The 21,774-nt window shown below is 71.5% G+C and carries 19 protein-coding genes; 9 read left to right on the top strand and 10 right to left on the bottom strand.

The annotated features are described in order from the left end of the window. Positions 1-18: 18 nt before the first annotated feature. From R3E98_15830 to R3E98_15845, 4 genes are all read left to right on the top strand, one after another. Entirely contained in the window at positions 19-789 is a 771-nt protein-coding gene (locus R3E98_15830) for a hypothetical protein (GenBank protein MEZ4424881.1), read from the top strand. Positions 790-944: 155 nt separating this feature from the next. Next, complete coding sequence (locus R3E98_15835; protein MEZ4424882.1) at positions 945-3,110, top strand: 3-hydroxyacyl-CoA dehydrogenase NAD-binding domain-containing protein; 2,166 nt, start codon at positions 945-947, stop codon at positions 3,108-3,110. Between the two features lie 317 nt (positions 3,111-3,427). Beyond that, complete coding sequence (locus R3E98_15840; GenBank protein MEZ4424883.1) at positions 3,428-3,850, top strand: HU family DNA-binding protein; 423 nt, start codon at positions 3,428-3,430, stop codon at positions 3,848-3,850. Between the two features lie 175 nt (positions 3,851-4,025). Further along, positions 4,026-4,559: a DUF402 domain-containing protein gene (locus R3E98_15845; GenBank protein MEZ4424884.1), complete on the top strand. Its 534-nt coding sequence runs from the start codon at positions 4,026-4,028 to the stop codon at positions 4,557-4,559. On the opposite strand, the gene R3E98_15850 is transcribed toward R3E98_15845, so the two are convergent. The 8 genes from R3E98_15850 to uvrA form a co-directional block, all read right to left on the bottom strand. Then, complete coding sequence (locus tag R3E98_15850) at positions 4,540-4,983, bottom strand: vitamin K epoxide reductase family protein (GenBank protein MEZ4424885.1); 444 nt, start codon at positions 4,981-4,983, stop codon at positions 4,540-4,542. The two genes, R3E98_15845 and R3E98_15850, sit on opposite strands and share 20 nt — an antisense overlap. Then, positions 4,980-5,690: a thioredoxin domain-containing protein gene (locus R3E98_15855; GenBank protein ID MEZ4424886.1), complete on the bottom strand. Its 711-nt coding sequence runs from the start codon at positions 5,688-5,690 to the stop codon at positions 4,980-4,982. Before R3E98_15855 ends, R3E98_15850 begins: the two co-directional genes overlap by 4 nt. Positions 5,691-5,837: 147 nt before the next feature. After that, positions 5,838-6,524 (bottom strand): HAD hydrolase-like protein, encoded by a 687-nt coding sequence (locus R3E98_15860; protein ID MEZ4424887.1) that lies wholly within the window; start codon positions 6,522-6,524, stop codon positions 5,838-5,840. 5 nt (positions 6,525-6,529) lie between these two features. Continuing rightward, positions 6,530-7,465: a P1 family peptidase gene (locus R3E98_15865; GenBank protein ID MEZ4424888.1), complete on the bottom strand. Its 936-nt coding sequence runs from the start codon at positions 7,463-7,465 to the stop codon at positions 6,530-6,532. A gap of 60 nt (positions 7,466-7,525) precedes the next feature. Then, a complete protein-coding gene (locus R3E98_15870; protein ID MEZ4424889.1) occupies positions 7,526-8,497 on the bottom strand; it encodes a threonine/serine dehydratase in 972 nt (323 codons plus the stop codon). Then, positions 8,494-11,088, bottom strand: a complete 2,595-nt coding sequence (gene gyrA, locus R3E98_15875) for a DNA gyrase subunit A (protein MEZ4424890.1) — start codon at positions 11,086-11,088, stop codon at positions 8,494-8,496. Before gyrA ends, R3E98_15870 begins: the two co-directional genes overlap by 4 nt. Positions 11,089-11,316: 228 nt before the next feature. Then, complete coding sequence (locus R3E98_15880; protein MEZ4424891.1) at positions 11,317-12,330, bottom strand: glycosyltransferase; 1,014 nt, start codon at positions 12,328-12,330, stop codon at positions 11,317-11,319. Between the two features lie 41 nt (positions 12,331-12,371). Next, positions 12,372-15,200, bottom strand: coding sequence for an excinuclease ABC subunit UvrA (gene uvrA, locus R3E98_15885; GenBank protein ID MEZ4424892.1), 2,829 nt, complete (start codon positions 15,198-15,200; stop codon positions 12,372-12,374). Between the two features lie 183 nt (positions 15,201-15,383). Between uvrA and R3E98_15890 the strand changes: the two genes are divergently transcribed. From R3E98_15890 to R3E98_15910, 5 genes are all read left to right on the top strand, one after another. Then, on the top strand, positions 15,384-15,773 hold the full coding sequence (locus R3E98_15890; protein MEZ4424893.1) for a BlaI/MecI/CopY family transcriptional regulator: 390 nt from the start codon (positions 15,384-15,386) through the stop codon (positions 15,771-15,773). A 4-nt stretch (positions 15,774-15,777) separates the two neighbouring features. Next, complete coding sequence (locus tag R3E98_15895) at positions 15,778-17,901, top strand: M56 family metallopeptidase (protein ID MEZ4424894.1); 2,124 nt, start codon at positions 15,778-15,780, stop codon at positions 17,899-17,901. Then, positions 17,901-18,782: a HEAT repeat domain-containing protein gene (locus R3E98_15900; GenBank protein ID MEZ4424895.1), complete on the top strand. Its 882-nt coding sequence runs from the start codon at positions 17,901-17,903 to the stop codon at positions 18,780-18,782. The genes R3E98_15895 and R3E98_15900 overlap by 1 nt, the downstream gene beginning before the upstream one ends. 134 nt (positions 18,783-18,916) lie before the next feature. Further along, a complete protein-coding gene (locus R3E98_15905) occupies positions 18,917-19,525 on the top strand; it encodes a winged helix-turn-helix domain-containing protein (protein MEZ4424896.1) in 609 nt (202 codons plus the stop codon). Then, positions 19,522-20,304, top strand: coding sequence for an SRPBCC domain-containing protein (locus tag R3E98_15910; protein MEZ4424897.1), 783 nt, complete (start codon positions 19,522-19,524; stop codon positions 20,302-20,304). The genes R3E98_15905 and R3E98_15910 overlap by 4 nt, the downstream gene beginning before the upstream one ends. Positions 20,305-20,311: 7 nt before the next feature. Here the strand turns inward: R3E98_15910 and R3E98_15915 are convergent, their stop codons facing one another. Both R3E98_15915 and R3E98_15920 read right to left on the bottom strand, forming a co-directional pair. After that, on the bottom strand, positions 20,312-21,592 hold the full coding sequence (locus tag R3E98_15915; protein MEZ4424898.1) for an SGNH/GDSL hydrolase family protein: 1,281 nt from the start codon (positions 21,590-21,592) through the stop codon (positions 20,312-20,314). 9 nt (positions 21,593-21,601) lie between these two features. Then, a complete protein-coding gene (locus R3E98_15920; GenBank protein MEZ4424899.1) occupies positions 21,602-21,760 on the bottom strand; it encodes a DUF5989 family protein in 159 nt (52 codons plus the stop codon). Positions 21,761-21,774 lie beyond the last annotated feature (14 nt).

Here is a 21,774-nt window from a genome sequence, read left to right on the forward strand (position 1 = left end):
GAAGCATGGAGATCGCCCATGGCGCGGAAGTTCATCCCGACCGCACTGCTGGCCCTCGCCGTGGTGGCGTGCGGACCGACGCAGGTGGTTCTGACGGCCGAGACGGAAGTGGAGGACCCGGAACAGGGGACCGTCAACCGTCCGCTCGCCAACCTCGAGGTGCGCTTCTACCCGTTCGATCGGGACGCGGTGTTCGACTCGCTGACCCAGTCTGCGGCGCGCCCGGAGCCGGCGATCCCCGAGGATCTCCTCCAGGCCCAGTCCGAGGTGGCTGCGGCGCAGGAGGAATGGAAGGCCGCCGAGACCGAGTGGCAGACCCTGCGCGACAACCTCCAGAGCATCAACCAGGAGCTCCAGGGGCTCAGCCGGGGCGAGACCCGCTACGTGCAGCTCTTCAACGAGTTCCAGGAGGCGGAGCGGCGTGTGGGCACGGCCCAGCGGCGCATGGAGTCCGCGTTCGAGCGGTTCACGGAACTCCAGGAGTCCACGATCCAGCGCGCCGACGAGGTCCGCCTGCTGCGTGAGCAGTGGGCCGACGAGGCCTTCGCGGAGACCGCGACCATCTTCGCCGCCAAGGCCACCGCGGCCGGGCGCGACATCCTCGCCGACACCACCGACGCCAACGGCTCGCTGACCATCGAGCTGCGGGCCGGGCAGTGGTGGGCGAGCGCACGCGAGGAGCTGCCGTTCCAGGAGCTGTACTGGAACGTGCCCTTCACCGTCGAGGGCGGCGATCCGGTCCCGGTGACGCTCACGCCGGCCAACGCGCAGCGCCGTCCCAAGCTGTAGGGAACGGCACGCGGCCCGCACGGGCGGGCGTCCGCACCACGCAGCGGCCCCGGGGGACGATCCCCGGGGCCGCTTCGCGTTCCCGGCATCCGGTCCTGCGCGCGGACGACCGGACCGGGTACGCGTAGCGTTCGCCGACCTGCTAGCTTGAGCCCATGACCACCGCGAGCGAGCCGCAGACGGGACCGTTCCTGCACGTCGACGACGACGGGGTCGCCGAGATCCTCTTCGACGATCCCACGCGCTCCGTCAACCTGTTCACGGAGCCCGTGCTCCGACGCCTCTCGGAGCTCCTGGACACGGTCGACGGCGAGGTGGCCGGGGGCCGCGTGCGCGGCGTCCTCTTCCGGAGCGGGAAGAGCGGCACCTTCATCGCGGGCGCGGACGTCAACGCCATCGCGGCGGTGGAGCATCCTGCGGAGGGCCAGGAGGCCGCCCGCTTCGGACAGCACCTGTTCCTGCGCGTGGACGAGCTGCCCGTTCCCACGCTCTCGGCGATCGACGGAACCTGCCTCGGCGGTGGGGTCGAGCTCTCGCTCGCCTGCCGCCACCGCGTGGCGTCCGACAGCCCGCGCACCAGCCTCGGCCTGCCCGAGGTGCAACTCGGGATCCTGCCGGCCTGGGGCGGCACCACACGGTTGCCGCGGCTCGTCGGCCTGCAGGCCGCGCTCGACCTGCTGCTTACCGGCAAGACCCTGGACGCTCGCCGCGCCCAGCGGCGCGGCCTGGTCGACGCCGTCCTGCCGGCCGCCGGCTTCGCCGAGGCCGCACGCGCCTTCCTCCTGGAGCGGATCGCCGGCCCGCCTCTCGCGCACAAGGACGGCCGCGGGCTGGTCACGCGCGTCCTGGATGGACCGGGGGCTCCCATCGTCCTCGCGCAGGCGCGCAAGCGCGTCCTGGCGCAGACGGGCGGTCACTATCCGGCACCGCTGAAGATCCTCGACGTCGTGCGGCGCTCCCGTGGGTCTTCCCTCCGGCAGGCTCTCGCGTATGAGGCGGAAGCGGCCGGAGAGCTGATCGCGTCGGCCGTCTCGAAGAACCTCATCCACGTCTTCCACCTACGCGAAGCGGCGCGCAAGGGGGGCTCCACCGACCCGTCGGCGACGGCGTTGCCGGTCGAGCACCTGGGGATCCTCGGTGCCGGGGTGATGGGGGGAGGGATCGCGCAGCTGGCCGCCTACAACGGTCTGAGCGTGCGCGTGAAGGACATCCGACACGACGCCGTCGGGCATGCGCTGGCCCACGCCCAGGGCCTGTTCCGCAAGGCGGTGGAGCGGCGCAAGCTGGACCGGAGGGACGCGTCGCAGCGCATGGAGCGCATCTCCGGCGGTGTGACCTACGACGGGTTCGCCCAGGCGGACCTGGTCGTGGAGGCCGTCGTGGAGAAGATGGCCGTCAAGAAGGCCGTGTTGGCCGAGGTGGAGGGCGTGGTGCGACCGGACGCGGTCCTCGCCTCCAACACCTCCTCGCTGTCGATCGACGAGATGGCGACCGCCCTCGCACGCCCGGAACGCTTCGGCGGGCTGCACTTCTTCAATCCGGTCCACCGTATGCCACTCATCGAAGTGGTCCGCGGTGCGTCCACGTCCGCCGGCACCGTCGCCACGCTCGTCCGGCTGTCCGTGCGGCTGGGGAAGGTCCCGGTCGTGGTGCGGGACGGGCCCGGGTTCCTCGTGAACCGCATCCTGGGGCCCTACCTGAACGAGGCGGGTTTCCTGCTGGGTGAGGGCGCCTCCGTGGAGCAGGTCGATCGCGCCGCCCGGGCGTTCGGGATGCCCATGGGTCCGCTGCGCCTGATCGACGAGGTGGGCATCGACATCGCCCAGCACGCGGGCGCGACGCTGTTCGAGGCGCTCGGCGAGCGCATGCGTCCTTCCCCCGTGCTCGAGCGCATGGCCGCCTCCGGACGCCTGGGGCGGAAGGGCGGAGTGGGGTTCTACACGTACGAGGGGGAGCGCGAGAAGGACGTGGACGGCGAGGTCTACGGCGTGCTCGGCGAGACCGTCCCCGCGGAGCGGCGCACCCTGGAAGACGGCGACATCACCGCGCGGCTGGTGCTCACCATGATCAACGAGGCCGCCCGCATCCTCGCCGACGGCATCGTCGGTCGGGCGGCGGACGTGGATCTGGCGATGATCATGGGGACGGGCTTCCCGCCGTTCCGGGGTGGTCTGCTCCGGCACGCCGACCGTCTCCATCCGCGTGCGATCGTCGAGCGCCTGGACGAGCTCGCACGCCGCGTGGGCCCGCGCTTCGAACCTGCCCCCCTGCTCCGGGAGCTGGCTGCGAGCGACCGGTCGTTCTACACGGCTTTTCCCTGATTTCAAGGGGTTTTCATCGATCGACCGCGCCTCCCCGGACGCCGCGCGCGGGCGCTCCCGCAGCCGTCCGCAGGACGGGGGAGCCTGGTTTCCAGGGCCTTTCCGGAGCCCACCCTCCACAGCGCCGCGCGGTCCCGCACCCTGGATGGAGCCTCCCGGTTCCGGCCCCCGGAAACAGATGAGCACCAAAACCCCTGAAAAAAAGGGGATACGGGGACTTGGCGACCGGGCCTTCATGCCCTACAGTTCCGCGACCGGAACGACCGGTCCTTGAGCGAACCACAACGTTCGACCCGGGAGATCACACTCCAATGGCGATGAAGAAAGCCGCGAAGAAGACCGCCAAGAAGGCGGCCAAGAAGGCCCCCAAGAAGGCGGCTGCCAAGAAGGCGGCGAAGAAGGCCCCCGCTCGCGCCTCGGCTCCCAAGCCCATCAAGGAGACGCTCAGCAAGTCGGGCCTCGTGTCCCACGTCAGTGAGGCGTCGGGCGTCGCTGCCAGGGACGTGCGCAAGGTGCTCGACGCCGTCGAGCAGGCCGTGGCGGGATCGCTGCACAAGAAGGGTGCGCGTGGTTTCCGTTGGCCCGGGATGTTCCAGGTGAAGGTCGTGGACGTGCCGGCCAAGCCCCGTCGCAAGGGCATCAATCCGTTCACCAAGGAAGAGCAGTGGTTCGCTGCCAAGCCCGCCTCGGTGAAGGTGAAGATGCGTCCGCTGAAGAAGGTCAAGGACGCCGCCAGCTGATCGGATTCGCGGGATCGACCCGATCCCACTGGAGCCGGAGCTCGCCGCCGGGCGGGCTCCGGCTCCGTTGCGTTGACGCCGGGCCGCGGCGCTGGTAATTCACGGTCCAGGCTGACGCAGACACCGCAGGTCTCCCGCGCGTCCCCCCGCGTGCGTGGCACAGGAACCGCCTCGCATGTCCGATCCCGGCCAGGTCCGCATCCACTACCTCCGCCTGCCCGACCGCGAGCAGGTGTACGTGCAGCGCATGGTCTACGACGGCGACGACGTCAAGATCACGCTCGCCGAGGAGGTGGACGTGCCCGCCAAACGGGTCCGCGGCGATCTGGCGATGGAGCCCGGATCGGACGTCGTGTGGTTCACCTTCCCCGGCGCATGGCACGACATCGGTCGCTTCTACCTGACCGACCACACCTTCGCGGGCTTCTACGCCAACATCCTCACTCCCGCGCGTTTCGAGGAAGAGGGTCGCTGGTCCACGACGGACCTGTTCCTCGACGTCTGGATGTCGCCGGACGGCCGGCTCACCGTGCTGGACGAGGACCAGTTCCTGGCAGCCGTCCAGCGGGGCGACATCGCGCCCGACGTGGCCGAGCGTGCGCTGAAGGAGCTGGACGACATCCGGGCCGCGGCGCGCGACGGCACCTGGCCGCCGCCGGTGGTCCGGGAGTGGGACCTGGAGCGGGCCCTCAGGGAGTCGTTCTGGTGAGCCGTCGCGCCTCGGGGAGCGCAGCCAGGAAGACCAGGGAGATGATCACGGCGGACAGGACGCACCACTGACACCAGGCGTGGATGACGAACGCCTCCAGCCAGGTGAGCCACCCCGAGAAGAGCACGCCCAGGAGACTCCCGCCGAACAGACCCAGCGCCACCCCCCGCCGGGCGGCGAAGGAGGGCTGGAGGCCGACGAGCGCCAGGACCAGCAGCGCCAGGTAGCCGGCCAATCCGATGGCCGAGACGGGGATGCCCCCCAGCGTGGCCCATTGGCTCGCCTGCACGGTGCCGCAGTCGCCCACGCCACACTGGATCGGCCCGGTCAGGCCGAGGTTGTGGGCGAAGAGGTACAGCGCGACGAAGAATCCGATCAGGGCCAGCATGGCGATGGCCATGCGGTTCCTGGGCGGTGCGCTCATGACTCCCCGAGCAGCTCCTCGACGACGGCGCTGATGCCCGCGTAGTCCTGCGAGCCCGGCCGGATGGCGCGCCCCCCGCCGGAGCTGACGAGCACGGTGGGCGTGCCGCCCACGCCGAGCTCCTGACCCAGGCGCATCTGCGCGGTCACGATGTCGGCGTACTTCTCGCTGCGCACGCAGTCCTCGAAGTCACCCCCGTCCGCGCCCAGCGCTTCGGCCATGCTGCGGAACTGACCGATGGGCGAACCGAGGTTCGACCACACCGCCTGGTTGTCGAAGAGCGACTTGTGGTACTCCCAGTAGATGTCCTGCTCGGCGGCGCAGCGCGACGAGCGGGCCGCCAGGAATGCATTGGGATGCGCCTGGGTGATGGGCCAGTCGTAGTAGACGAAGCGCGCCTTGCCGGTCTGGATGTAGTTCACGTCGATCAGGTTCTTGACCTGCTGGAACCAGATGCGACAGGACGGGCACTGGAAGTCCCCGAACTCCCAGATGGTGACCGGCGCGTCGGGATTGCCCAGCACCATCCCCTGGGCCATCTCGATGAGGCGAGCCTGGTCGTCCAGACCTTCCACCTCGACGGGGGCCGCGGCCGTGCCGCCCTTGGAGGCGACCTGGTAGCCCACGATGGCGATCCCGGCGACGGCCACCACCGCCAGGATCGCGTAGAACCGGCTCATGCCGCCGCTCTTCTGCGCTCTAGCCACGTCCGCTGCTCCTCCAGGTACACGTGTGGGCCTTCCGCACGCGGAGGGCACCGACGTTCATCCAGGTAAAGGTGACCGACCGACGCTCCCTCAGCAACCGACCGGAGGCACGGGGAGGGAACGGTGGGCCCTCGAGGGTATGCCGCGTCAGCTGGCCAGGACGGCCCGCACCGACGCCTCGACGTCCTCGAAGCTCTCCAGCACATGGTGGGCGCCGCAGCCGGCCAGGTCTTCGGCCGAATAGCTCCCCGTGCACACCGCCACGGTGCGGGCGCCGAACCACCGGCCGCATTCGACATCCCGGGGCGTGTCTCCCACGACCACCACGGCGTCGGGCTGGAAATCGACGCCCCAGTGCCGCTGGGCGCGATCTACCGCGATCCCGGGAAGGTGGTTCCGGTGCTCGTGGTCCGACCCGTATCCGCCGACCGGGAACCAGGACTCGAGCCCGACGGAGCGCAGCTTGAGCCACGCACCTCGTTCGACGTTCCCCGTCACCAGGCCCAACGCCACGTCCGGCTCTTCCGCCAGATGCTCCACCAGGTCGCGGGCGCCGGTCAGGAGGTCCATGGGGTGCCCCGCCAGCCCCGCTTCCAGGCCCGCCAGGTAGGCGTCCCAGAGGTCCGGCAGACCTCGATCCACGGCCGGAGCGTCCAGACCGGCCTCGACGAGCAGCTCGCGGGCGATCTGCGGGTCGGTCTTGCCCGAGAAGGAGTGCGTGTCGATGGGGCCGGTGGTGCCGAACACGCGCAGGAGCGCGTCGCGGAACGCCGGCTTGGCCGGCCCTCCCCGCACCAGGGTTCCGTCGATGTCGAACAGGACCAGGCTCTTCACACCACTCATCCCACGGAGGTCACCGCGCTCTCGATCGCGCTCTCCAGACAATCGCGAGCGGCCGCACCCAGGGCAACGAGGGCCGGTGCCGGAACGTTGCCGGCCACCTCGCCCGTGGACACGACGAAGGTGAGATCGCCGTCGAAAAGCGTGTTCACGGGGGAGATGCGGCGGGGCAACGCGGTGGCCGCCATCCGCGCCAGCCGGGCCAGCGCTGCCCGGGACAGCGGCGCGTCGGTGGCCACGACGGAGAGGGTCGTGTTCTCGCCCGGCCCGGTCCCGGCCGCGAGGTCTCCCTGCGCCAGACGGTCCTGCAGCTCGCGGGCGGTGTTCAGGAAGACACCGTCGGGCCCGCGCGCGCCGCCGAGGATGCCCCCCCAGGCGTCCAGCACGTCCCCGAACGCGTTGACGACGCTCAGGGCCCCGACCGTGAGACCGCCGACGCGGAGCGAGGCCGAGCCCAGGCCCGAGCGCATCGCCGTCGAGGCACCTCCGATCTTGCCGATGGTGGCCCCGGCGCCGGCTCCGACCGCACCGAGGGGGACGGGTGCGTCCGACGCGGACGTGCACGCCTTCTCGCCGAGGGCCGCGTCGGGCCGACCGACGCCGCGCGCCAGGTCGAAGATCACCGCAGCCGGGACGATGGGGACCCGCGCGTCCCGTACGGCGAAGCCACGGCCCTTGGACTCCAGCCAGCGCATCACGCCGTCGGCGGCTGCGAGGCCGAACGCGGAGCCGCCCGTCAGCACGATCGCGTCGGCGTGCGGAACCAGGTGACGCGGGGAGAGGACGGCCAGCTCGCGACTGCCCGTGGCCATGCCGCCGACCTCGACGGCCGCACGGAACGGGCCGAGCACCACGGTGCAGCCGGACCCGCCGCCCTGGACCTCGGCGTGTCCGACCCGGATGCCGGGTACGTCCGTGATGCTGCCGTGCCTCACCTGCCCCATCCTGCCGGGTCCGGCACGAAGGGACGTGCGGAACCGGTCGCTAGAGGGATCTCACGAGAGCTGGGACAGCAGGGAGGGATCGAGATTGCCCCCGCTCAACACCACCGCCACGCGCCGTCCCGCGAGTGGAAGCCGGCCCGAGCGCAGCGCGGCCACGCCTGCGGCCCCGGAGAACTCCACCACCAGCTTGACGCGGGCCAGCAAGACCGAGGCCGCCGCCCGGATCTCGTGATCCTCCACCAGCACGACGTCGTCGTAGAGTGCCCGGATGTGTCGGTAGGTGAGATCGCCGGCGCGCACGGGGGCCAGCCCGTCGGCGATGGTGTCGATGCCGGGCAGCGTCACCGGCTCTCCGGCGTCGAGCGCCGCCCGCAACGCCGCGGCCCCGGTGGGCTCGACGGCGTAGAGCGCCGTGTCCGGCCGCAGGGCGCGCAGCGCGACCCCGACACCGCTGGCCAGGCCCCCGCCACCCACGCAGACGATCACGACCTCGACGTCCGGCCAGTCCTCCACGATCTCCAGGCCGACCGTGCCCTGGCCCGCGATGATGTCCGGGTGGTCGAAGGGGGGCACCATCGCGAGCCCACGCTCTTCCTGGATGCGCTCGGCGCGCTCGCGCCGCTCCAACGAGGTGGTGCCTTCCAGCACGACCTCCGCGCCCAGGCGCTGGGCCCCGCTGCGCTTGATGGCGGGCGCGGTCACCGGCATGACCACCACCGCCCGCGTGCCGAGCAGGCGCGCTGCGAGCGCCACGGCCTGCGCGTGGTTCCCCGAGGAGTACGTGATGACCCCGCGCTCGAGCGCCTCGGGGGGAAGCTGGGCGATGAAGTTGTAGGCGCCACGGATCTTGAAGGCTCCGGCCCGCTGCAATGACTCGCACTTGAGCCGTACCTCCGCGCCCACCTCCTCGGAGAGCGCCTCGGCATGGAGCAACGGTGTCCGCTCCACCACGCCCTGGATGCGCTCGGCCGCTTCGCGCACGTCGTCGATCCCGACGAGCGCGCCCGTGTCGGTCGGGCTCACGCGTCCTCCTCCGCCCCGGCGCCCGCGTCCTCATCGCCGGCGTCGGAGACGCCCTCCTCCGGGAGAGCGTCCGCCTCTCCGTCCAGGGCCACGCCGTCCTGCTCCTCGTCGTCGTCGTCCTCCACCACGAGGCGGGCCACGTCCACCACGGTGTCGCCGTCATCCAGGTTGATGAGGCGCACGCCCTGGGTGGCACGTCCGATCACGCGGATCTCGTCCACCCGCTGCCGGTTCACCACCCCACCCCGTGTGATGATCATCACCTGGTTGGCGGGTTGGACCGCCTTGATGGACACCACCTTCCCGGTCTTGGTGGACGTCTTGATGTTGATCACGCCGAACCCGCCGCGGCCTTGCAGGCGGTATTCGTCCACGTCGCTGCGCTTGCCCATCCCGCTCTCGGTGGCCACGAGCAGCGTGGTCTCACCCGCCTCCTGCGGAACCACCACCATGCCGACGACGTGGTCGTCGTCGCGCAGCGCGATGCCACGCACGCCCTCGGTGGCCCGGCCCATGGGCCGGGTGTCCTGCTCGTCGAAGCGGATGGCCATCCCGTTGCGGGTGGCCAGGACGATCTGGTCCTCCCCCGACGTGATGTGCACGTCGATGAGCTCGTCCCCTTCCCGGACGTTCATGGCGTTCAGACCCACCGAGCGCACGTTGCCGTACGCGGACAGCGCGGTCTTCTTGATCTGCCCGTTGCGCGTGCAGAAGAAGAGGTAGCGGTCGTCGCTGAACTCGCGGACCGGGACCACCGCGGCGATGGCTTCGTGCGCGCCCATCTCCAGCAGGTTCACGATGGGCTTGCCGCGGGAGTGCCGCCCCGCCTCGGGGAGCTGCCAGACCTTGATCCAGTAGCACTGTCCGGTGCGGGTGAACACCATGAGGTAGTCGTGGCTCGAGCCCACGAAGAGGTGTTCGACCCAGTCCTCGTCCTTGGTGCCCATGCCCTGGAGCCCACGTCCCCCCCGCCGCTGGGCGCGGTAGGTGTCGATGGGCAGGCGCTTGATGTAGCCCTGGCGCGTGACCGTGATCACCATCTCCTCGTCGGCGATCAGGTCCTCCATGTCCAGGTCGCCGTGCCAGTCGGTGATGTCGGTGCGGCGGTCGTCCCCGAAGCGGGTGGCGACGTCGGTGAGCTCGTCCTTGACGATGCCCATCCGCACCTCGCGGCTGGCGAGGATGCGCTCCAGCTCCGCGATCTGGCCCCGGACCTCGGACAGCTCCTGGTCCAGCTTGTCCATCTCCAGGCCGGTGAGGCGCCCGAGCCGCATGTCCAGGATGGCCTGCGCCTGCCGATCGGAGAGCCCGAAGCGCTCCTGGAGGCGCAGGGAGGCCTGCTCGGTGTCCGGGGAGCCCCGGATAATGGCCACGACCTCGTCGATGTTGTCGACGGCGATCTTGAGGCCCTCCAGGATGTGCTCCCGCTCCTTGGCCTTCTCGAGGTCGTGTTCGGAGCGTCGGACGACCACCTCGTGACGGTGGTCGATGAAGTGGAGCAGGATCTCCCGCAGGCCCATGACCTTGGGCACGCCGTCCACCAACGCGAGCAGGATGGTCCCGAAGGTCGACTGCATCTGCGTGTGCTTGAACAGCTTGTTCAGCACGATGTCGTAGATGGCGTCGCGCTTGAGCTCCACCACCACGCGCATGCCGTCGCGGTCGGATTCGTCGCGCAGGTCGGCGATGCCCTCGATGCGCTTGTCCCGCACCAGTTGGGCGATCTGCTCGACCAGGCGCGACTTGTTCACCATGAAGGGCACTTCGGTGATGATGATGCGCTCGCGGCCTTGCGGCGTCTCCTCCTTGCCCACCCGAGCCCGGATGACGATGCGTCCGCGTCCGGTGGTGTAGGCCTCGTGGATCCCCCGGCGGCCCATCACGATGCCGCCGGTCGGGAAGTCCGGCCCCGGGATGTGCTTGAGCAGGTCCGCCTGGGACAGCTCGGGGTCGTCGATCAGCGCCTGCGTGGCGGCCACGACCTCGCGCAGGTTGTGCGGCGGGATGTTCGTCGCCATCCCCACCGCGATGCCGGAGCTGCCGTTGACCAGCAGGTTGGGGGCCTTGGACGGCAGCACGCGCGGCTCGTCCAGACGTCCGTCGAAGTTGGGGCTGAAGTCGACGGTCTGCTTGTCGATGTCCTCCAGCAACTCGGTGGCGAGCCGCGTGAGGCGGGCCTCGGTGTAGCGGTAGGCGGCCGCCGAGTCCCCGTCGATGGAGCCGAAGTTGCCCTGGCCGTCGATCAGCGGATAGCGGAGCGAGAACTCCTGCACCATGCGCACGAGCGAGTCGTAGACCGCCGAGTCGCCGTGGGGGTGGTATTTGCCCAGGACCTCACCGACGACCGTCGCGCTCTTCTTGTAGGGCCGGCCGGGGCCGAGCCCCAGGTCGGACATCGCGTACAGGATGCGGCGGTGGACCGGCTTCAGGCCGTCCCGCACGTCGGGGAGGGCGCGCTGCACGATGACGCTCATCGAGTAGTCGATGAACGAATCCCGCATCTCGTCTTCGAGGAGGCGTTCGAGGACCCGCGGGCCACCGGCGTCGTCGCCGCCGGTGGGGAGCATCTCGTTCTCGTCGTTCTCGCTCATCGCCATCCGATCAGGAGAGCCCGGACCCGGCCGGGAGCGCGGGCCGGATCAGGTCCCGGCGCCGGCTCGAGGGCGGCGCTCGGGAGGGGGAGTTCCGGAAGGGCCCCGAGCGGCGCGTCCATGTCGTGGAGAACCGCCGAAAGCCCTTGAAAAATAACGCAGATCGGGGCTTTCGAGCAACCGCGGCGGAGGCCCCGGGCCGGGGTGCGGCGGCACCCCCGCGGACCGTCAGGCGACCGAGACGAAATCCCGCAGCTCGACCCGGCCGAGGCGGCCCAGGGCCCCGCGGATCTCCGACCGCGCCTCGGCGCCGGACACGGCGGCGAGCACGAAGGCGTCGGGGTGCCCCGACAGGTCCCTCGGCCCCACCACCGGGGCGTCGTGGATGGTCTGCCCCACCTTGCGCGGGTCCAGCTCCACGAACGCCGTGACCGGCCGGCCCACGTCGGCCAGCTCACGCGCGAAGGCCTTCCCCGTCGGTCCGGCGCCCCACACCACCACCGGCCGGCCCTCGCGAAGAAGGGTGCGCGCCAGCACCTCGACCTTCAAGCGCCGGAAGGCATCGATCCAGTAGCGCTGGTCCACCCGCGAGAGCCGGGACGGATGGTCCCGCCACAGCAGCGGCTCCCCCTCGACCCGGGCGAAGCGCGCGCCCCGCTCCCACAGCCGCAGCACGAGGTCGTAGTCCTCCGGCCACGGGCCCTCCCGGTAGCCGCCCGCCTCGGCGACGGCAGCGGCGCGCATCAGGAACGTGGGATGGGCGAGCGGGCACTCGACGAACAGGTCGCGCTCGATCTCCTCGGGGGTCGCGAGCGAGTTCAACCAGGCTTCGTACTTGACGCGCCCGTCCTTCAGGAGATCCCGAGGGAAGTAGCGCACGGCCGTCCCGCACAGGGTGACGGAGGGGTGGGCGAGCAGGTGGGCCCGCTGCCGCTCCAGGCGGTCCGGCGGAGCGATGTCGTCCGCGTCCATGCGGGCCAGGAGCGGCGCCCGGGCTTCGGCGCGGGCCCGCTCCAGCGCCGCGACGATGCCGTGGGGGTCGGTGCGCACGACGCGCAGGCGCGCGTCCAGCTGCGCGGTCCGGGTCAGGAGCGCGGCGGTCCCGTCGCTCGAGCCGTCGTCCACGGCGACGACCTCGAGGTCGGACCACGTCTGGTCCAGGATGGAGCGCAGCGCCTCTTCCAGGAACGGGGCGCCGTCGCGGACGGGAAGCAACACGGAGATGTCGGGCATGACCGCCATGTTTCCATGTCCGGGCGACGCTGTCCAGAGCGCCGCATGGTTCAGGCGCTCCGCGCCTCCGCCGGCAGCACCTCGGCCAGGTACCGGCCGGTCACGCTGTCCGGGGCCGTCACGATGTCCTCGGGACGGCCCATGGCCACCAGCCGACCGCCCTGCACGCCGGCACCCGGGCCGAGATCGACGACCCAATCGGCCGTCTTGATCACGTCCAGGTTGTGCTCGATCACCACCACGGTGTGACCGGCATCCACGAGACGGTCGAGGACCCGTAGCAGCTTGCGCACGTCCTCCCCCGACAACCCCGTGGTGGGCTCGTCCAGGAGGTAGAGGCGGCGCTCCCCCTTCCCCGCTCCACCACTCGTGAGCTCCCGCGCGATCTTGAGCCGTTGCGCCTCTCCGCCGGACAGCGTGGGCGCCGGCTGACCCAGCCGCAGATACCCCAGCCCCACCTGCTGGAGCTGCCACAGCGTCTGTCCCAGGCGGTCCTCCTTCAGGAAGAAGCGGATCGCCTCGTCCACCGTCAGATCGAGGATGCGGGCGACGTCCAATCCCCGGTAGCGCACGTCGCGGATCTCGCGCTTGAATCGCGTTCCGCCGCACACGTCGCACGGGACGAAGACATCCGCCATGAAGATCATCTCGATCTCCACCTGCCCCGCTCCCTTGCAGGCCTCGCAGCGACCGCCCTCCACATTGAACGAGAAGGCCTTGGCCTCGTAGCCGCGCTGCCGCGCCAGCGGCTGCTCGGCCAGGATGCGCCGGATCTCCGCCCAGGCACCGATGTAGGTGACCGGGTTGGAGCGCGGCGTCCGTCCGATGGGCGACTGGTCGACGAGCACCACGCTCTCCACGTGCTGCAGCCCCCGCAGGCTCGCGTACTCACCCACTTCCTCGCCCAGGTGCTGCTTGGCGGACGTGTCGCCCCCGCCCAGCTCGCGTTCGAGCGCCCGGTAGAAGATGTCGTGCACGAGCGTGGACTTGCCCGAGCCCGAGACGCCGGTGACCACCGTGCGGGCTCCCACGGGAAAGACGACGTCGATGCCGTCCACGTTGTGGAGGCGCGCCCCCTTCAGCTCGATGCGGGAGGTGCGCACGGAGCGCCGCCGCTCGGGCACCTCGACCGCGCTCGCCCCGGAGAGGAAGCGGCCGGTGGCGGTGTCCGCGTCCAGCAGCGCCTCCGGCGCGCCTTCGAACACGATGCGTCCTCCGCGCTCCCCCGAACCCGGCCCCAGCTCGACGACATGGTCGGCGCGCCGGATGGCGTCGCTGTCGTGCTCGACCATGACCACGGTGTTGCCGGCGTCGCGCAGGCGGGCGAGCAGGTCCAGCAAGGCCCGCGTGTCGCGCGGGTGCAGGCCGATGGTCGGCTCGTCCAGCACGTACAGGGTGTCCACCAGGCTGGCGCCGAGCGAGTTGGCCAGGTGGATGCGCTGGGCTTCACCGCCGGACAGGGTCCGCATCTGCCGGGACAGGGTCAGGTAGCCCAGCCCCACATCCAGAAGGAAGGACAGCCGCGCCTCCAGCTCGCGCTGGATGGTGGCGGCCACCGCCGCCGCCATCGGCGGCAGGTCCAGCTCGCGCACCCACGTGGCCAGCTCCTCGACGACGCGGTCGGCCGCGTCGGCGATGGTCCATCCGGCCACGCGGATCCGCAGCGCCTCCGGACGCAGCCGCGTCCCCTTGCACGCCGGACAGGTCTTCGGCGTCTGGTACTGCCGGAGGAAGACGCGGATGTACTGCTTGTAGCGCTTGGATTCGCGTGACTGGAGGAAGGGGATGACCCCCTCGAACCCGTCCGTGCCGTTCAGCACCGCCTTGCGGAACCGCTGGGTGAGCCGTTCCCAGGGCATGTCCAGCGCGACGCGTTGCGCCCGTGCGAACCGCCGCAGCCGGTCCCGCTCCTTGTCGTAGCGCGGCTTCTCCCACGGGTCGACCGCACCCTCCGCGATCGAGCGCGTGGGATTGGGGACGATCAGGGCCGGATCGTACTCCAGCGTGGCGCCGAAGCCCGTACAGCGGGGGCACGACCCGTACGGGTTGTTGAACGAGAAGAGCCGGGGCGTGGGCTCCAGGAACGTCACGGTCGGATGGTCGGGGCACCGGAAGCGCTCGGTGAAGCGCAGGACCTGCCCGTCGGCGAGCCACGCGACAGCCTCGCCCTCTCCTTCGGTGAAGGCGGTCTGGATGGAGTCCACCAGGCGGTCGCGCTCGACCGCCCCCGCCTTGAGCCGATCCACCACCACCAGGCCGTCGCGCACGTCCGCCAGGTCCACCCCCAGGGCATCCGGGTCGGTCGCGTCCGCCGCGGTCAGGTCGAACGAGGTCGGTCCCACCTGCACGCGCAGGAACCCGAGCGCGCGCAGGTTCTCCACCACGGTCGGGTGCCGCACCTTGGCACTGGTCTCCAGCGGGAATCCCAGCACGATCCGCGTGCCGGGGGGCAGCGCCTCGAGCGCGTCGGCGACGCTCGCGGGCGTGTCGGGTCGCACCACGCGGTCGCAGGACGGGCAGTGGGTGGTGCCCACCCGCGCCCAGAGCAGCCGCAGGTAGTCGTAGACCTCCGTCGCGGTGCCCACGGTGGAGCGGCTGCTCTTGGTCGGGTTCTTCTGCTCGATGGCGACCGACGGCGCGACGCCCTCGATGCGATCGACCGCCGGCTTCTCCACCCGGTCCAGGAACTGTTTCGCGTAGGTGGAAAGCGACTCCACGTAGCGCCGCTGGCCTTCGGCGAAGAGGGTGTCGAGCGCGAGCGAGGACTTGCCCGAGCCGCTGGGTCCCGTGATGACGGTGAGCGTGCGGCGGGGCAGGTCCAGATCGAGGTTCTGGAGATTGTGCTGCCGGGCGCCCCGGATGCGGATCGCGTCGTCCATGCGGCCTACGGATACCCGCCAGGGGTCGCCGGGTGCGCGACGTCCAAACCCCACCCCCGCCCCGCACGTCCCACCCACGGGCCCCTCACCGGACCGGGCACGGCGCCCGCCCCCTTGACCCTCAGGGATGCCGAGTGGTAGGATTTGAGCACATGGTGAATTTTGAGCATTTGGAGGAACGGCATGAGCGACGGTGTCCTGTCCCGATTGAGCCGCAGGGAGCGGCAGGTGATGAGCGCCCTCTTTGCGGGGTCTCCGGCCACGGTATCGGAGATCCAGGAGCGCATCCCGGAGGCTCTGAGCTATTCGGCCGTGCGCTCCACGTTGCGGGTGCTCAGCGAGAAGGGGCACGTCGAGCGCACGGCGGAAGGCAAGCGCTACCTGTACGAGCCGGCGGTCCGGCAGGACCGCGCGCGCAAGGCGGCGCTGAAGGACCTGGTGACCACGTTCTTCGACGGCTCTGCGGAGCGGGCGGCGGCAGCGTTGCTGCGCATGTCCGACACGCGCAGCCCCGAGGACGTGCTGGAGCGGCTGCGCCAGGAGATCCGACGCACACGTGGAGAGGGGAGGTGACGGGATGATGGACTGGATGATGTTCGACGGAACGGCGTCTGCGGGACTGGCCGCGGAGATCGCGCTCAAGGCGACGGTGTTGTTGACCACGGTCGGCGCCACGGCCTGGCTGCTGCGGCGCGCGTCCGCGGCCGTGCGCCACAGCCTGTGGGCCGCCGCCACGCTGGCCTTGCTGGCCCTGCCGCTCCTCAGCGCCTCGGCGCTCGACTGGGCGGTGCTGCCGGCGCGCAGCACGGTGGACGCGCAGGCAGTCGGGTCCGCGCCGCAGACGCCCTCGCCGGTCGCGCGGGTGGAGTCCGCTCCCCCGCACGCGGAGGCCGGCGAGACCTTCGCGGCGGTACGGTCGTCTCCGGTCCGGCCCGCGTCGGCTACGGCACCGGGCGTCGGGACCGCGCTGGCCGGCCTGTGGGCCGTGGGCGCGCTCCTGATCCTCGGGCACCTGGGCCTGGGGCTGGCGGTGCTGGCGCACCGTACGCGCACCGGACTTCGCCTGACGGAGGGCCGCGAACGCCGTGCGCTCGATCGGGCCCTCGCGCGTGCGGGGGTGGAGCGGCCCGTCGAGCTGGTGATCAGCGCCACCGTCTCGACGCCGCTGACGTGGGGCGTGCGGAGATCCCGGATCCTCCTGCCCGCACGTTCGGATGTGTGGACCGACGACCGTCTCCGCCTCGTGCTCGAGCACGAGGCGGCCCACGTGGCCCGCGCCGACGCGCGCTGGTTGGCGCTGAGCCGCGTGGCGCTCGCCCTGTACTGGTTCCACCCGCTGGCCTGGTGGGCCGATCGCCGTCTGCACGCCGAGGCGGAGCGCGCGGCCGACGACCGTGTGCTGGGTGGAGGCGCGCGCGCCTCCGACTACGCCGGCCACCTGGTGGACGTGGCGGCCCAGGTCGCGGGCCGTGCCCGCCTCGCACCCGCCGCCTGTCTGGCCCACACGGACGGGTTCGAAGGCCGCGTGCTGGCCATCCTCGACCGGAGCGCCGATCGCACGCGCACCGGACCGCTCCGCGCCGTGCTGATCCTGGCCGCCGTCGGGGTGGCGGTAGTGCCCCTCGCGGCGGCGGTGCCGGTCTCCGCGCCCGCGCACGACGAGGGGGCGGCCGAGGTGCCCGCAGCCGACCTCGCCGACGCGGTCGCCGACGCCGTCGGAGCGGCGCTCACACCCGCTCCACAGGCGGACGTGGAGGTGGACGAACAGGACGCCCGCCTCGACCCCCGGTCGGTGGCGGCGCTGTCCCAGGCGCTCCGCACCGATGGCAGCGTGGAGGTGCGCAGGACGTCGGCCTGGGCGCTCGGGCAGATCGAGGATCCCGCCGCGGTCCCGGCGCTGATGTACGCGCTGGAGAACGATGCCGACCTGGACGTGCGGCGCACTGCGGTCTGGGCCCTCGGTCAGATCGAGAGCTCCGAGGCGGTGCCCGCGCTCACCCGCGCGCTCGGGGACGACGACGCCGAGCTGCGCGCCCAGGCCGTCTGGGCCCTGGGTCAGATCGAATCCGGCGCGGCGGTGGAGCCGCTCCTGGCGCTGCTCTCGGACCCCGACGCCCAGGTCCGGGGCCAGGCGGTGTGGGCGCTGGGCCAGATCGAGGACCGGGCGGCCGTCGACGGGCTGATGACTGCACTGCGCGACGATGCCGACCAGGTCCGCAGCCAGGCGGCGTGGGCGCTCGGCCAGATCGAGGATGACGCCGCCACGGATGCGCTGGCGGCCGCGCTGCGGAATGACGCGTCCGCGTCCGTGCGGGCGCAGGCCGCGTGGGCCATCGGACAGATCGAGCCGCGCAGCGCGCCGACGGCGCTCCTGGACGCCCTCACGGACGACGACACGCGTGTGCGCGGTCAGGCCATCTGGGCCCTGGGTCAGATCGAGGACCGGAGCGCCGTCCCACGCCTGATCGAGTTGCTCCAGCATGAGGATCCCTCCGTGCGCAGCGGAGCGTTGCATGCGCTGGGCGAGATCGGAGGACAGGCCGCCCTGGAAGCGATCGCGCCCCTGCTCCAGGATCCCGATGAACAGATCCGGGCGGCCGCGGCGCGCGCCCTGGGAGGCGGCGGGTGGAACAACCCCGATCCGCGTCCGCAGCCGAGGCCCCGCCCCCAGCCCCGGCCTCGCCCCGGCGGAGTGGAGTGATGTCCCTCCGCGCGTGGGTCGGTGTCCTGGGCGTGCCCGCGCTGACGCTGGCGGTGCTCGTGGCCGCGTCCGGTCCGGACGAGGGGACGAACCGGGAGGTGGGGTCCCGGACCGGACCGGCCCGGGCACAGGTCGCCGGCGACGTGGAGGCGCTTCTGGACGCCGTCCGCGGACTCCGCCCCCTGAGCTGCGCCCTCGCGCAGCGCACGGTGGGCGGGCGGTGGGGACCCGGTCGGACCCTGAGCGTGGTGGACGCCCCGGGCGCGCCGGATCCCGACGCGGAGCGCGCGGCCGGCGCGTGGATGGGCCGCGCGCTGGCCGCCGGCGAGCGCGGACGGCTGCTCGACGCGCTCGCGGAGCCCGACGCCTGCGTCCGGGTCGTGGCCGCGCTGGTCCTCGGGGGGGAGCGGGAGCCGTCGGCGGTGCCGGCGCTCGTCGAGCGGGCCCGGAGCGCCGCGGCGGAGCCCGCGCTGGCGGCGTTGCGCGCTCTGGGCGCGGGCGGCTGGAGCGAGGCGGGGCCCGGCGTGCGGGGCCTGCTGGACCACCCCGACGCGCGTCGACGCGCGGGCGCCGCCTGGGCGCTGGGTGGGATCGAGGACACGGCGGCGGAGGCCGACCTGGCGGAGCGGCTCTCCGATCCGGATCGGGTGGTGCGACGGAACGCCGCCTGGGCGCTCGGTCGGCTGGAGCGCGCCTCGGCCGTGCCTCGGCTCGTGGAGGCCCTGCGGGACGGCGAGCCCACGGTCCGCATCAACGTGGCCTGGGCGCTGGGACAGATCGAGAGCGCGAGCGCCATCCCGGCGCTGACGGAGCTGCTCGCCACGGACGACTCCCCCGCCGTACGGGAGGCCGCGGCCTGGGCGTTGGGTCAGATCGAGTAGGCTCGCCGAGGCGCTGCGCGTCCGGAGGCGACGGGCCGCGCTTCGGGAGGCGACGGGCCGCAACCGGAAGGTTGCGGCCCGTTCCGCGTCCGTGCCGGTTGACCGGGGCTAACGGACAACATAATTTGTCCGTCATGAACCGGATCCCGCCCGACCTCGAGTCTGTCCAGATCATCGACGACGTGGAGCGCGCGCTGGTGCTCCTGAAGGAGCCCCGACGTCGCATCCTGGAGCTGGCGCGCGCCGGCGTCTCGGCGGTGGATCTGGCGGATCGGCTCGGCGAGACGCGCCAGCGGCTCGGCTACCATCTCCGTCAGCTGGTGGACGCCGGCCTGCTGGACGAGGAGACCGGGGAGCGCCGGGGCGCCGTGGTCGAGAAGCGCTATCGGGCTCGGGCCGACAGCTATGCGCTGTCGCCGGATCTCCTCGGACCGCTCGCCGCCCGCCTCTCCGGCGGGGACCGGGAGAGCCTCGCCCACCTCCTGGGGGCGGTGCACCAGGTCCAGCGCGACGTCACCGCGGTGCTGGAGTCCGGCCCGGAGACGCGTGTGCCCACGCTGACGCTGTCGACGCGCATCCGGTTCGCGGACGCGGCCGAGCGCGGTGCCTTCGCCGACGCGCTGGTGCGCGCCCTCACGGACGTCGTGGCCCGTTGCGCCCGTCCCTTCGAGGTCACGGAGCCCGACGCGAAGGACGCAGAGCCGTTCCGCCTCACCCTCACCCTTCACCCCACTCCATCATGACCGACCCACTGCCTTGGAGAGACGAACGCGAGATCCGCGTCGAGGCCGAACCCGCCCGCGTGTGGGCCGCCTGGGCCGAGCCCGCCCACGTGGCCCGATGGTTCGCGGATGAAGGGCACGGATCCCTGGAGCCCGGAGGGGAGATCGTCCACGTCTTCCACGGGCACGGGGAGCACCGCTACCGCGTGCTCGAGGTCGAGCCCGAGCGCCGCCTCGTGCTCGAAGGCGAGATGGACGGCATCGCTTTCCGGCAGGAGACGGTGCTCACATACCGGGACGGCGTGACCGTCCTCACCCTCGTGCACTCCGGCTTCGGATCCGCCGATCCGGACTCGGAGATCACGCAAGGCATCGACTCCGGTTGGGCCATGGCGCTCGCGGTCTTCAAGCACTACGTCGAGCGCTGGTACGGTCGGGACAAGGTCAGCCTCTCGCTCTTCCGCCCCGCGACCTTCGACTACACGGAGCTGGTCCAAGAGCGCTACGCCGCCGGGCTGCACACCTGGCTGACCGCCGAGGTCTCGATCGGGTCGTCGGATCCGCCCCGCCTGCGCTCCGGCCTCGCGCTGCGCGGACACGAGTTGGTGCGAACCGATCACGAGATCGCGCGCACGTGGGAGGAGCTGGACGGCGTGCTCGAGCTCAAGGCGTTCGGATCCGCGCCGGATGCGCGCGTGCTCGGCGTCCGCGTGAGTAGCTGGAGCCCGAACGCGGAGGCCCGCCTGGCCGCACTCCGGCCGGAGTTGGAGGCGGCGGTGGAACGGCTGGCGCGGGCGTGAACGGACTTCAGGAGCCGGCGTGCAGGTTCTCCGCATCGAGGAAGCGCTCGCGGACGGCGCGGGCGATGGCCTCGCCGGCGAACCGGTTCCCCAGGGCGGTCCAGTGTCGATCCCAGTGGAAATACAGGTCCTGCCTGCGTGCAGCACCGCCGGGCAGGAGCAGCGGCTCGAAGTCCTCGCGCAGGAAGTGGCACTCGAGCCTCTGATCGACGCAGATGCGTCGCAACCCGTACTCGTCCAGGTTGACGGCGAAGTCGCTCCTCTCCATCCGGAACGTCTGCCGCGTGACCACCCACGCCCAGTCGTGCACCGCTTCGCGCGCGGGTACGTGCGCGACCAGTAGCTTCGCACCGCTCGCGCGTACAGCGTTCTGCAGTTCCTCGAGAAGGGCCTCGGTGATCCGCCAGTCACGCCGCACATCCGCCCGGGACTCCGTGCGCCAAACGTCCCACTCCAGCGGAATCGCCAGCCGCTGGGGTTGGGTCTCGCGGGTGAGCCGGAGCGCCCGCGCGAGCTTGAAGGCCTGCGGGCTGCTCTTCACGATCCGCGTCACATCCCGATAGAGCATGGAGTGCCGGGTCAAGAAGCCCTTGAGACCTCCCGGATGCCCCGCCGACTCCCCCGCGTCGAGCCCGGGCACCTCCTCCGTCGGCGGCGGGCCAGCCGGGACCGGCACGCCCCGCAGCTCGAGGTGCGCATCGGTGCTGTCTCCGACCAGCTCGAACCAGGGCTTGCGTCCGCGCCAGTAGCGATCGGATCCGTTGCTGTTGATGTCGTTCCCGTAGAACAGCAGGATCACGAGGTCGGGGTCGTACGCCACGCCGTCCCGCCGGAACCACAACAGCTCCTGGTCCGTGCTCCATCCGGCGGTACCGGCGTTGATGACCTGGACCGGGCGCCCGCCCGAGGCGTTGAGCGCCTTCTTCATCACTTCGGAGAACAGGTCCTCGAACTCGACCGTGTACCCCTGCGCGAAGGAGTCGCCCAGGACGAGGATGCGGTACTCGCCGTCCGGCTTCGCCAGCGGGTACTCCGGACCGCGGATGCGCCGCGAGTTGAACGACTCATGGATGGTGTATTCGCGCGGCGCGTAGCGGACGCCCTCGAAGTTGGCCTTCTTGATCCATCCGAGCAGCGTGTCCGGCTCCACCCGGATGACGTTGGCGCCGGGAACGGTCGGGCGGTGCCGGATGATGCGCACCGCGCCCTCGCTCAGGGTGAGGGCGAACAGGCTGGCGACCCCCAGCAACGCGAGGTTGGCTGCCAGCTTCCGCAGTTGCCCAGCCATCGCCCGTTCCTAGAAGATGGTGTAGATGAACGGCGCCAGCGCAGATCCTTGTGCGAACACCAGGACGGCGCCGAGGAGCACCAGCACGAGCAGTATGGGCAGGAGCCACCACTTCTTGCGGACGCGCAAGAAGTCCCAGAGATCCCCGATCAGCGTGGAGCGAGCCATATCTAGCGATTCCT

Source organism: Gemmatimonadota bacterium (assembly GCA_041390125.1).
Classification (GTDB): domain Bacteria; phylum Gemmatimonadota; class Gemmatimonadetes; order Longimicrobiales; family Gaopeijiaceae; genus JAGQIF01.